This window comes from Nostoc sp. DedQUE08 (assembly GCF_034530895.1).
In the GTDB taxonomy this organism is placed as follows: Bacteria; Cyanobacteriota; Cyanobacteriia; order Cyanobacteriales; family Nostocaceae; genus Nostoc.
The window spans coordinates 128,002-140,087 of record NZ_JAVRCD010000018.1 but is presented as its reverse complement, the minus strand read 5'-3'; the positions used below and the strand labels follow the sequence as shown (position 1 = coordinate 140,087).

General features: G+C 41.2%; 10 protein-coding genes. 6 read left to right on the top strand and 4 right to left on the bottom strand.

What is annotated here, in order from left to right:
• Positions 1 to 771 (bottom strand): HlyD family secretion protein (locus RMY64_RS14735; RefSeq protein WP_322700391.1); only part of this gene is annotated, 771 nt, incomplete at its 3' end.
• Positions 772 to 865: 94 nt separating this feature from the next.
• A complete protein-coding gene (locus RMY64_RS14730) occupies positions 866 to 4,102 on the bottom strand; it encodes an efflux RND transporter permease subunit (RefSeq protein WP_322700390.1) in 3,237 nt (1,078 codons plus the stop codon).
• 452 nt (positions 4,103 to 4,554) lie between these two features.
• Between RMY64_RS14730 and RMY64_RS14725 the strand changes: the two genes are divergently transcribed.
• Both RMY64_RS14725 and patX read left to right on the top strand, forming a co-directional pair.
• Positions 4,555 to 6,300 (top strand): FAD-dependent oxidoreductase, encoded by a 1,746-nt coding sequence (locus RMY64_RS14725; protein WP_322700389.1) that lies wholly within the window; start codon positions 4,555 to 4,557, stop codon positions 6,298 to 6,300.
• A gap of 107 nt (positions 6,301 to 6,407) precedes the next feature.
• Positions 6,408 to 6,635 (top strand): heterocyst-inhibiting protein PatX, encoded by a 228-nt coding sequence (patX, locus tag RMY64_RS14720; RefSeq protein WP_416212147.1) that lies wholly within the window; start codon positions 6,408 to 6,410, stop codon positions 6,633 to 6,635.
• 833 nt (positions 6,636 to 7,468) lie between these two features.
• Here patX and RMY64_RS14715 read toward each other — a convergent pair.
• A complete protein-coding gene (locus RMY64_RS14715) occupies positions 7,469 to 8,368 on the bottom strand; it encodes a ferritin-like domain-containing protein (RefSeq protein WP_322674718.1) in 900 nt (299 codons plus the stop codon).
• Positions 8,369 to 8,760: 392 nt separating this feature from the next.
• Here RMY64_RS14715 and RMY64_RS14710 point away from each other — a divergent pair, with 392 nt between their 5' ends.
• Positions 8,761 to 8,961 (top strand): hypothetical protein, encoded by a 201-nt coding sequence (locus RMY64_RS14710; RefSeq protein WP_322700387.1) that lies wholly within the window; start codon positions 8,761 to 8,763, stop codon positions 8,959 to 8,961.
• A gap of 115 nt (positions 8,962 to 9,076) precedes the next feature.
• Here RMY64_RS14710 and glnA read toward each other — a convergent pair whose 3' ends face one another.
• Entirely contained in the window at positions 9,077 to 10,501 is a 1,425-nt protein-coding gene (gene glnA, locus RMY64_RS14705; protein ID WP_322674717.1) for a type I glutamate--ammonia ligase, read from the bottom strand.
• Positions 10,502 to 10,857: 356 nt separating this feature from the next.
• Here glnA and apcB point away from each other — a divergent pair, with 356 nt between their 5' ends.
• The 3 genes from apcB to RMY64_RS14695 all read left to right on the top strand — a co-directional run bounded on the left by apcB (position 10,858) and on the right by RMY64_RS14695 (position 11,966).
• The gene (gene apcB / locus RMY64_RS14700) at positions 10,858 to 11,367 is read left to right on the top strand and encodes an allophycocyanin subunit beta (RefSeq protein ID WP_322674716.1); all 510 of its coding nucleotides are present in this window, start codon (positions 10,858 to 10,860) and stop codon (positions 11,365 to 11,367) included.
• 150 nt (positions 11,368 to 11,517) lie between these two features.
• On the top strand, positions 11,518 to 11,643 hold the full coding sequence (locus tag RMY64_RS36830; protein ID WP_409883186.1) for a hypothetical protein: 126 nt from the start codon (positions 11,518 to 11,520) through the stop codon (positions 11,641 to 11,643).
• Positions 11,631 to 11,966, top strand: a complete 336-nt coding sequence (locus tag RMY64_RS14695) for a XisI protein (protein WP_322674715.1) — start codon at positions 11,631 to 11,633, stop codon at positions 11,964 to 11,966. The genes RMY64_RS36830 and RMY64_RS14695 overlap by 13 nt, the downstream gene beginning before the upstream one ends.
• Positions 11,967 to 12,086: the final 120 nt, after the last annotated feature.

Below are 12,086 nucleotides of genomic sequence, written 5' to 3'. Positions count from 1 at the left end.
TAAATAGTACGCTAACTCGTTTTTTCTTCCCCACACCTTTTTTCGTTCACCCGCTGCAAGAGCAGTATTTACACTTTCTTGCTCTGAATTAACGCGAGCAATTAAAGTATCTACATTAGCTTGACTTGCATTAAAAGCACTTTCGCGTTCATCAGCAGCTTGTGTAGTCACGGCTCCTTGCTTTTGGAGTAATTGCCAACGTTGCCAAGTTTGACGTGCTAGTTCTAGGTTAGTACGTGCTTGGGCTAATTCCGCCTGTTTAGCTTTTAAGTTGGCTTTTGTTTGAGAAAGATTACTTTGCTTTTGTGCTAAATCTGCCTGAACTTGAGCGAGATTAGCCTCAGACTTTGCCAATTCTGCACGAGCTTGCTGTACATCTTGGTCAGTTTCCGGCGCATCAATTATAGCTAGTAGCTGTCCCTTCTTTACGCGATCGCCAATATCCACTAATTTTTTTTGTAAATAGCCACTGGTACGGGCATAAATCGTGGTTTCTTGGCTGGCTTGAATGCTGCTAGGTAGAACAAATTCGGTGAAATTAGCAGCAACTTTTGGTTTAACTACATTAACCGAAGAAGCTTTTTTTGTTGTAGATTTAGCGAAAGCATTTAATTCTGATTGCTTTTGTAAGCGAGGTATAATACCAAGTGCTAAAAATCCAGTAACAACAAAAGTAGTCGTAGCAATAATGGTGATAAAATTGAAGCGACTTTTTTTAGTCGTTGCTGCAATATCAGAATTATCAACTTTGGTATTTTCTTGAGTATCCATACTATATAATTTTATTTGATTTGTTGATTTATCGAAGTTCTTTCAGATCCCCGACTTCTTAGAGAACTCAGGGATCTAATTATTCCCGAAGAATTTACCGATTGGCTACAGTTAATTTGATAGTAGAAGATAATTCTTCCTCTAACTCTAAATTTTGGGGTTGTTTTCTGCGTAAAATACTGTAAATTACAGGTACAAAAATTAAAGTTGCCACTGTTGCTGCTAATAATCCACCAATTACAGCACGTCCTAAAGGAGCATTTTGTTCACCACCTTCTCCTAAACCAAGAGACATTGGCAACATCCCCATAATCATGGCCCCAGCAGTCATTAACACTGGACGTAAACGGGTATAACCAGCAGCTAAAGCCGCAGAAACAGCTTTTTCCCCTATTAAACGTTGCTCATTAGCAAAGGTGACGAGCAAAATACTATTGGCAGTAGCAACCCCAATACTCATAATTGCACCCATCAAAGAAGGTACGCTAAAAGTCGTATTCGTTATAAATAGTATCCAGACAATTCCTGCTAAAGCATTTGGCAGTGCCATCATAATAATGAATGGATCGATCCAAGATTGAAAATTGACTACTATTAAGCAATAAACTAATCCAATGGCAAATATCAATCCTACTTCTAATCCTAGAAAAGATGAATTCATAGTTTCTACTTGACCTTTCACCATAATTGAAGTTCCCCGTGGTAACTTCTGCTGAAATTGCCTAACTATTTTATAAATATCGCTGGCTACACCACCTAAATCACGACCTTGAACATTGGCGTAAATATTAAATACAGGCTGTACGTTGTAATGATTAACAACAGCAGGAGCTTTCCCACGTTTAACAACAGCAAGATTGCTTAAAAGTTGTGACGAGTTAGAACCGTTCGCTACAGGAGTATTTTGAATTTTTTCTAGGGAGTTAAGTTTGTACTGAGGAACTTGTACTGCTATTAAATAACTGACTCCTTTAATAGGATCGAGCCAAAAATTGGGTGATGTTTGACCACTAGAACTTAATGATGTGAGTAGGTTATTGGCAACATCTCGTTGAGTTAAACCGCTACGTTGTGCTTGAGAACGATCTACATTAATACGTAGGTCTGGGGCATCAACTACTTGATGTAAATGAACATCAACTGCTCCCGGAATTTGAGCTATTTGGGTTTTAATTTTTTGGGCAATTTTGTAGTTATCCCGACGATTCTTAGCTGGGCCTATGACCTGAATATCGATAGGGGCTGGTAAACCGAAATTGAGAATTTGAGTTACTATATCCGCAGGTTGGAAAAAGAAAGTTAATTCAGGAAATTGGGCGGTTAATGTTTGGCGTAGTTGTCTAACATATTGCCAAGTAGGATGATGTTTACCTTCTTTAAGACCTACAAGAATTTCCCCATCACCAGGGCCGATGGTTGCTGTGTCGCTAAAGGCCAGGTTGACTCCACCTACAGGTAAACCAATATTGTCAAGAATAATTTCTAATTCTTGCTCAGGAATAACCCGACGAATCTCATTTTCAACTTGAGTAAAAATCTGTTCTGTCTTTTCAAGCCGTGTTCCCGCAGGAGCGCGGACGTGCAGCCGAAACTGACCTGCATCTACTTGCGGGAAAAAATCTTGACCAACAAAAGGTAGTAAAACTAAGGCGCTTACCCAAAAAGCACCAAACATCGCAAAAACTATACCCCGATGATTTAGAGCTTTGGCTAAAGTATTTCGATAGGTTTGGCGAAATTTCTCAAATTGGCGGTTAAACTGTTCATGAATTCGCCAGAAAATATCTTTTTTGGGAATGACATGACCATTACCGTTATTACCTAAATTTTCATGTTCAGTATAAAGATGTAGTTCCTTACCAAGGAGAAACTTTGCCAACATTGGTACTACTGTCCGCGACAGTAGATAAGAAGCAAGCATCGCAAAAACAACCGCCATTCCTAAAGGCATAAATAGCGATTGTGCTACTCCTGTTAAAAAGACAATTGGGATAAAAACAATACAGATTGCCAAGGTAGAAACGAAAGCCGGAACAGCTATTTGTTGTGCGCCATCTAAAATAGCTTCTTGCAGAGGTTTTCCTTGTGCCAAATTGCGGTGGATATTTTCAATTTCTACTGTGGCATCATCAACTAAAATTCCAACTGCTAGAGATAGACCTCCCAAGGTCATAATATTTAGAGTTTGTCCGATCAATCGCAGAGCAATGATAGAACAAAGAATTGATAAAGGGATAGAAATTGCCACAATTAAAGTGCTGCGCCAACTGCCTAAGAATAATAAAATCATGGCGGCAGTTAAACAAGCAGCAATCAATCCTTCGATTAATACTCCGTGGATGGAAGCTTTAACAAATATAGATTGATCGAATAAGATTTCTAAATCTAATTCTTTGGGTAATGTAGCTTGAATTTTTGGTAGCCTTTCTTTGACTCTAGCTACAACATCTAAAGTTGAAGCACTACCACTTTTGAGAATGGTTAATAAGCTAGAACGCCGACCATCTCGACGAACGATATTGTTTTGCACTGCAAAGCCATCATGGACTTGGGCAACATCACGTATATAAATTACAGTGCCGTTAATCTGTTTGATGGGTAAATTGTTTAACGCGTCTAAGACTTGGGGGCTACTATTGAGTCGAACACTGTACTCGCGATCGCCTAATTTGGCATTTCCTCCAGGTAAGATAAGATTTTGGGCGCTGATTGCGGTTGTGACATCTGTAGCTGAAAGACCTTTGGCAAATAGTGCCTGCGGGTCAATGTCTACCATAATCTGCCGAGGTTTGCCTCCATAAGGTAACGGTACAGACGCGCCTTGAACAGTCGCTAGCTGAGTCCGTAGAAAATTATTGCCGTTATCGTAAAGTTCTTGCTCTGATAGGGATGTGCTGCTAACACTTAGCTGAAGAATTGGCACATTTGAAGCATTGTAGCGAATGATTAAAGGAGGTGTAATTCCTGGAGGTAAACCTCGAAGAATTGTTTGAGTGTTAGAAGTAAGTTGAGCTACTGCTGCTTCAATTTTTGCTCCTGGTTGGAAGAAAACTTTAATGACGCTAACACCATTGAGTGATTGTGATTCGATGTGTTCAATATCATTAACAGTGGTTGTAAAAGAGCGTTCGCTCGCTGTCACGATACGCTGTTCCATTTCTTCTGGTGAAACACCACCATAAGACCAAATTACACTGACAACAGGAATATTAATTTCTGGAAAAATGTCCGTTGCCATGCGCGTAATAGTAACTACTCCTAAAACAAAAATAAGTATGGAAGTAATTACAAAGGTGTAGGGGCGACGAAGAGCAAGTTTAACAATCCACATTATTTTTTAGTTTCAAGTCTTCTTTTTTCTTTAGTCTGTCAGTGCGATTTACATTAAAGGAAATTATTATTTAAATTTTAGTTATTCATTGCTAATTGCCAAATGAATACTTGCTGAATGCCTTTATTTGCAATCAGTTAGATTTAAAAGCACTAAAACTTATTAATCCGGTAAATCGATAGATTTACAGTATTTTATGTAAAATTATCTTTGCATACAGATGTGTAAAATGCAAGACCCTGTAACTTACCAAAACAAATATGTAATATTTCATACGTAATTGCGATAGTACATTTTAAATGTTTGTAGTAAGCACTTTAGTGTTTAGAAAAGTCCTCTTAAACTTGACAAAAGCTGATTTCTAGAGGTGAATTATAAACTCAGCTGATAAAAGTAGAGCCAAGGATCAACCGAAATCAGCTAGATAGCTAACCCTGGTGGAGGACTTGGTCATGGTTCATCAGACATACATAGCTGATGTCTTAGTTGTTGGTGGAGGAACCGGAGGAACTGCGGCTGCTATTCAAGCGGCACGACGGGGAGCCAAAACCATTTTGGTGAGTGAATTTCCTTGGTTGGGAGGAATGCTAACTTCGTCTGGAGTGTCTGCACCCGATGGCAATGAATTAGAAGCCTTTCAAACAGGGTTATGGGGTGCGTTTTTGCAGGAATTGCGACAACGACAGCTTGGAGGATTAGATAACAGTTGGGTAAGCTTTTTCAGTTACGATCCCCGAATTGGAGCAGAGATTTTTGCAGATTGGGTGCAGGAATTGCCCAATTTGCATTGGATTTCTGGACAAGTGCCTTTAGAGGTGTTCCGACAAGGTGATTCTATAATTGGTGTTCGCTTTGCTGATTTTGCTATCACAGCCAAGATTATTCTTGATGGCACAGAATTAGGAGATTTATTAGCTTTAGCTGACATACCTTACCGTTGGGGTTGGGAATTGCAATCAGAGTGGGGAGAACCCAGCGCCCCAGTAACTTTTAACTCTTTAACCCAAAAATATCCTGTGCAAGCGCCCACTTATGTAGTGATTATGCAGGATTTTGGTGAAGCGATTGCACCAGAGATTCCATCTGCGCCTAACTATAATCAATCACAGTTTACAGGTGCTTGGGATGACTATGGAGCAGAGACATTTTTAAATTATGGACGTTTGCCCAGTGGCCTGTTTATGATGAATTGGCCAATCTGTGGCAATGACTACAGCGAAGGGGTAGGACGGTTGATAGAGTCAGATGTATCCAGAGGTGAATTCATCCAAGAATCTCGCTGGCACAGCCAAAATTTTGCTCATTTCATCCAAAAACGGCTTGGTCGTCGCTATGGTTTAGCCGAAAAAGTATTTCCTCACACTTCTACAGCTTTTGCACTGCATCCCTATTACCGGGAAAGCCGCCGCTTGGTAGGGCTAACTACTGTCCGAGAACAGGATATTTTGCCGATCGCAAAAGGTAGAGTTGCATCTATATTTAATGATGCAATCGCAGTTGGTAATTACGCCAATGACCATCATTATCCTGGTGTTCAATTCCCACTGCAACCTAAATCCATCCGCTGGGGAGGGCGTTGGACTGGAACTCCTTTTACAATTCCTTACAGTTGTCTAATTCCAGCCACAACAGATGGTTTCTTGGTCTGTGAAAAGAATATTTCTGTCTCCCACATTGCCAATGGCGCTACCAGATTACAACCTGTGGTTATGGGCATTGGTCAAGCAGCAGGGATGGCAGCGGCGATATGTGTTGAATTAAACTGCCAGCCGAGGGATTTACCTATTAGAAAGCTGCAAACGGCTTTATTAGAAGATAATCGCTCAAAAGCGCTAATTATTCCTTTGTTTAATCTTCCCCCCAATCGTTCGGATTGGCGGCACTGGCAACTGTATTACTTAGATAACCCACAAGCCTATCCAGTTAGTGGCGATTGCCCTGACTCTGCTTTTGACAAAGCATTAATTCAGGAAAGTAACTGTTTCAAAGGGATTTTTTACCGCTTGGAACAGCAGGAATACAAATTCACTGTCACAGCCCCCGCCACATATCAAGGGCAAAATTGGCAGCTTGTGACTTTGCGATCGCATATTGACGAGCAATTACGCGCTTATCCCCACGAACAATTAGTTACATTGTGGGGTCGTTACAATCGCTCTGGTAATTGGTTATTAGTCGAACATTTAAACGGAGGATAAGAAGAGTTTATTTTCAGTAAAACAGAATACTTTTTGATGAATTGTCCGGATATTAATCAAAAAGCTAAGTATCAGTGAAGTGGAGAGTTCCAAAATAGACATTTGCTATGCGTGCTGCCATTTCACTTTTAGTCTCGAGTCTGGTGTTCGGCCCCTTAGCTTTTAACTGCCAAGCAATGGTCAATCACTTATCAACAGGGCTGCCTTCCACGCCTACTTCGGAACAGTGGCTCTCGGCGGCATCTGAACAAGCTTCAGATGATGCGCCACGTCATCGCGGTAGTGGGCGCAGAGAAGTGACACAAAAAGTCCGAACTATGTATGCTGTGGTTTAACTACTGTAAGGTAATGCCTCTTTTCTCAAAGGAACAGAATTACCAGAAAACAGGATGTTGGGCTAACGTCTTTTACACAGCTTTTCTGGCAAAGATATATACAGTTGACACACGAAAGTCTTCAGCGATCGCTTAGTATTTCAACTGCAAACTTTGTATATATAGTTGGTCTCAATCCTGCCGATCGAAAAGCAAATCAAATTAAGTGCTTGGATCGATAGCATTACCAATTCCTCAAAAGCTCTACAACTGTTGCTCATATTCGATGGAAAGCTTTGCATCTCAATCCTCAACGGCTCTAGAAATAGATGTTACTTAGGCTATGAGTTAATCTAAAGCACATCTAATTCAAACATTTTGCTTGTTGAACAAACAGCCTTAGGGCAACTTCACTTTATTCCCCAATAAATTTTCTTCTCATACATCCAGTAGCCGATTATCTACATAAGCAAGTAACCGATCTTTGCTCTGACATCTGTTTAGCGTCTTTTCCCGAAGCATAAAATCCCTTTCGTTTCATCTCTTGCTTATCTAGGTAGGCATTCACACAAGTAGTATAGGTTTATTACGCTTGCTAACAAATTTACTAATGTAAATCTACTTTTGTTCCTTAGTTTGTTCTCTTCGTAGATAGCTCCCGACAAAATAAATGTTAAGAAGGATCTGCCAGATCATCTTAGTCTTTTTAATTATTTTACACCCAAGGCCAGATGCAAAACTTTGCATCTGGTCTTTTTATATGAATTTTCCTTAAGGAAAAGGGAGTGGAGAGTGGGGAGCAGGGGAAAAGTTGCAGTAAGTTTTTCCCCTGTGCCCCTCTGCCCAATGCCTTTTTACACCGTTGTGTTCTTGCGGCTACTTTCTCTTCCCTGGATGCCGTTGAGGAACATTGGCACAAACTTCTCGATGAATGTCTGTGGATCTCGCTGCCAAGCCTTTTGTGCAGCCTGAATCCTAGTAAATTGCAACTCCGGCGCTAGCAAAGTCTGGGGTAAACGTTCCATCAAGTATTGGGGACGTTGCCAAAGCGGCATAGTATTTGCGACTTCCACCAGGTTGGCAACTCCCCGTAGTTCTGCACCCAAGGTGATATCCATTCCTGATTCAAAGGCCGCTTGTTCAATTGCAGTATATTTTCGCTTGGCTTGCTCTACCTTTTGCTGATGTTCTGGACTCTTACGCGCAAGTTCTCCTAGCCAACGATTACCCCAACGGACATGTCCTGCTTCCTCTGGGAGAATTTTTTCAAGAGTTTCCCGAATTTTGATGTTTTCTTCTGTCTGCGGTGCTTGTTTAAGCGCGTGAATGTGAGCAGAGAAATACTCACAACCCCGCTTTTCGGTAATGTTAATTGCGGCCAAGGCAGCAATCATGCCGTCCTCTAGGTTGTGTTTTGGATCGTAGGTGTCTTTGTCGAGCAGCCGATCGAATTCATCAATATAGGAAGTTCCGGGGGGAGTTCCCACATCGCTTCCCAAATCAATCAACAAGTCAGTTAGCCACATGGCATGACGAGCTTCATCTGAGACGTGATGAGACAAATCCCGGATCAGTTCCCGTGGCTGTCCATTCAGTTGTTCAATTACCTCAGTTAGGTCTTTGCAACTGCGTTGTTCGCTGTAACGGTAGCGATTGAGAGTAATTAGATGGATTTCGCGATCGCATACCACCCGTTTTAATATATCTCTGGCACTCAAAACATTCTGAAATTTACGCGGATAGGTAACTGCCATAGTTTATGTAAATTTTTGTAAATCTTTATTCGATCGTAACTTAATTTTTTGCAACTGCTGTATTCGTGTCGCTTCACCGAAAAAAAAATCAAAGTTACAAAAATTAATCACTTGAGTTGACCTTAAGTGTAGAAAAAAGTAACGAATAAATGTTCAGCCTTGGGTAAGGTGTGTTTTTTTAGGTTAGACCAATCTGAAGCTAGATGATTTTAGTTATCAAAAGTAGATTGGGAAGATTTTTCCGGCTTTTGGAAACAAATAGTTGATATTGTCAGCAAAGGCAAATATAAACTTTTGCAAAAAGTAGCTTATGTTACAGAATTTTTGTTATATTAGTCTTGTAAGTAAAAAACCAAAAATTATATATTCACAAAATAGAGAGGACTATGGTTATGTCTATCGCAGATAAATCCCGTGCGTTAATGGTGCGCGAACATCAGCAAGTCAAGAATCGCCAACAATCTATGCTGATGCGGGCTGCACAAGAACTTGGTCTTCCTGAAGAAGCATCCCAATACTGGAACCCGATTCAAGGGAAGGTTGATGCTAACACTCGGATGATTTATGGGCCGAGTCATGCTTCCATGAGCTAAGTTTTAAGGTTGATTTTTTGAGTGAATATCTCAACCGACAACTCTAAAAAAAGCCACCCTTTACTCTAGGGTGGCAAAACTTACTTATTACTTTTTAGTTAGATACGACTCTTAATTAAGCATCGTAATAGAGGTAAAACTCGTAAGGATGAGGACGCAGCTGCAACTGTTTGACTTCGTTACCTAGTTTGTAGTCAATCCAATTTTCGATAAAGTCTTCCGTGAAGACGCCTGATTCGGTCAAAAAGGCGTGATCTTTTTCTAGTGCTTGCAGAGCCAACTCTAAAGAACCTGGAGTTGAAGGAACCTTTGCCAGTTCTTCTGGAGAGAGTTCATAGATATTCTTATCTAAGGGTTCACCAGGATGGATTTTGTTCTTGATGCCATCGAGACCAGCACAAAGCATTGCAGCAAATGCCAAATAGGGGTTAGAAGTAGCATCTGGACAACGGAATTCCAAACGTTTGGCTTTGGGGTTAGTACCAGATAAAGGAATACGGATAGAAGCAGAACGGTTCCCTTGGGAGTAAGCCAAGTTCACAGGAGCTTCATAACCAGGTACTAGGCGCTTGTATGAGTTGGTGCTAGGGTTGGTGATTGCCAACAGCGCTGGGGCGTGTTTGAGAAGACCACCAATGTAGTACAACCCCATATCGCTCAAACCAGCATACTTATCACCTGCAAACAGAGGTTGGCCGTCTTTCCAAATGGACTGGTGACAGTGCATTCCCGAACCGTTATCGCCAAAAATTGGTTTTGGCATAAAGGTAACGGTTTTGCCGTATTTCTTGGCAACGTTCTTGATGACATATTTGTAAATCATCAACCAGTCAGCCGCTTCGATCAACTTACCAAAACGGAAACCTAGTTCGCACTGACCACCAGTAGCAACTTCGTGGTGATGCTTTTCAATGGGTACACCTAATTGTGCCATCGTCAACAGCATCTCTGTACGGATATCTTGGAAAGAATCCGTCGGTGAAACTGGGAAGTAACCTTCTTTGAAGCGTGGTTTGTAACCCAAGTTGGGTTTGTTATCTGTACCAGCTTTACCGGAATTCCAAGCACCTTCTTCGGACTCTAAGAAGTAGTAGCCTTCGTTGGCGGTTTGGGCAAATCTAGCACTGTCAAAGATGAAAAACTCAGCTTCAGGGCCAAAAAAGGCTGTGTCACCAAGACCAGTAGAAACTAGGTAATCTACTGCTTTTTGGGCAATAACGCGTGGGCAACGGTTGTACCATTCACCCGTGCGGGGTTCTTTAATACTACAAATTATACTTAGCGTTGGCACTTCCATGAAGGGGTCGATCCAAGCAGTGTTGGGGTCGAGTACCATCGTCATGTCCGATTCGTTGATCGCTTTCCAACCCCGGATGCTGGAACCGTCAAACGGAACGCCATCAGTGAATGCAGTCTCATCGATTTGGTTTTGGTACAGTGTGAGGTGCTGCCAAGTCCCTACTGTATCGATGAATTTGAGATCGATCAGCTGAATTTGTTGGTCTCGGATCAATTCCAAGACTTCTTGTGGTGTTGTCATTGTTACTCCTTCTCTACCAATTTCCTAAAGTAAACCAAAATCTTACATTGCATCCTAACCCTACCGATCTCAATCAGGCCGTGACACACCAGAAATATCTTAAATACTAGACATTAGCTGATTTTGTAGCTTGTGCTACAGATATCTGGATTATCAGGTTATATTAACCTTTCGGCGATCATCTGTACAAAACTGGAAAGTTCATCATATAGGGTCAACTTTGACATAAAATCCTTATGTAGTGGATAGATTGTTTTTGTGCCGAATCTATTTTTAATAGCACAAAAATTTACTGGTGCATAAGTGCAGCCAAATAAATATCAAACCATAAATAGCAATGATTGGGAGAAGAAGGAATGCGCGATGCAGTAACAAGTTTAATTAAGAATTATGACTTAGCTGGTCGTTATTTTGACCGGAATGCGATCGATAGCCTAAAGTCTTACTTTGATAGTGGTACAGCAAGAGTACAAGCGGCGGCGGCAATCAATTCTAATGCGGCTGGACTTGTGAAGCAAGCTGGTTTACAGTTATTTGAAGAACTGCCAGAATTGATTCGCCCTGGTGGAAATGCTTATACAACTCGTCGTTATGCAGCTTGTCTGCGCGATATGGACTACTATCTGCGCTACGCCACTTATGCGCTGGTTGCTGGGAACACCAATGTGTTGGATGAACGAGTGCTGCAAGGGCTGCGGGAAACTTACAATTCTTTAGGAGTACCTATTGGGCCTACAGTTCGCGGTATCCAGATTCTCAAGGAGCTAATTAAGGAGCAAGTAGCAGCAGCAGGTGTGGTTAATAGTGCTTTTGTAGATGAACCATTCGATCACATTACACGTGAGTTGAGCGAGATAGATATTTAGATTTTAGGTGGGCAAGGTGTCTGCCCCGACATAAACTTAAATAGCGATCGCACTTTGGTTTAATGGAGCGATCGCTTTTTTGTGAACTCTAGACGTTGAGAAGGGCTTTATTCAAGATTTTGCCTGCAAAGGGCAAAATCATAACCAGCAATTCCCAAGCGGGTTTACGAAGGTATATTTTCCGAACGCTTTGGTCAGCTAATTCTTAATAGTATAAGAATAAACCTAATTGTCTTTGACGAGCAACTAGAAAGGATTATCAGATGGATAAGCTAGCTCGGTATCGTGAAATTATTCGTCAGTTGATATTTGACTATGCTAGTCACAAGCCTGCTAACGGTCAAATAGACACAGAAGCAGTCATTGACTCGGAGCGAAACGACTACGAAGTGTTACACATTGGCTGGGATGGAGTGCGCCGCGTACATGGTTCGGTGGTACATATAGATATTATTAATGATAAAGTGTGGATTCAATATGATGGTACTTCTCAGCCAGTTGCAGAGGCATTATTAGAAGCGGGTATTTTGCGCGAAGATATTGTCTTGGGTTTCCATCCTGCTGAACTACGGCAATACACCGATTTTGCTGTATCTTAATTATCTGAATATTGTGTATTTGCAAAGAATAATACATTTAAGTAGCGATCGCTCATAGATGAAACGCATTAGCTTCTGTTATCTGAACTAGAACCTCTATAAGCCACAATAGAAGTTGCC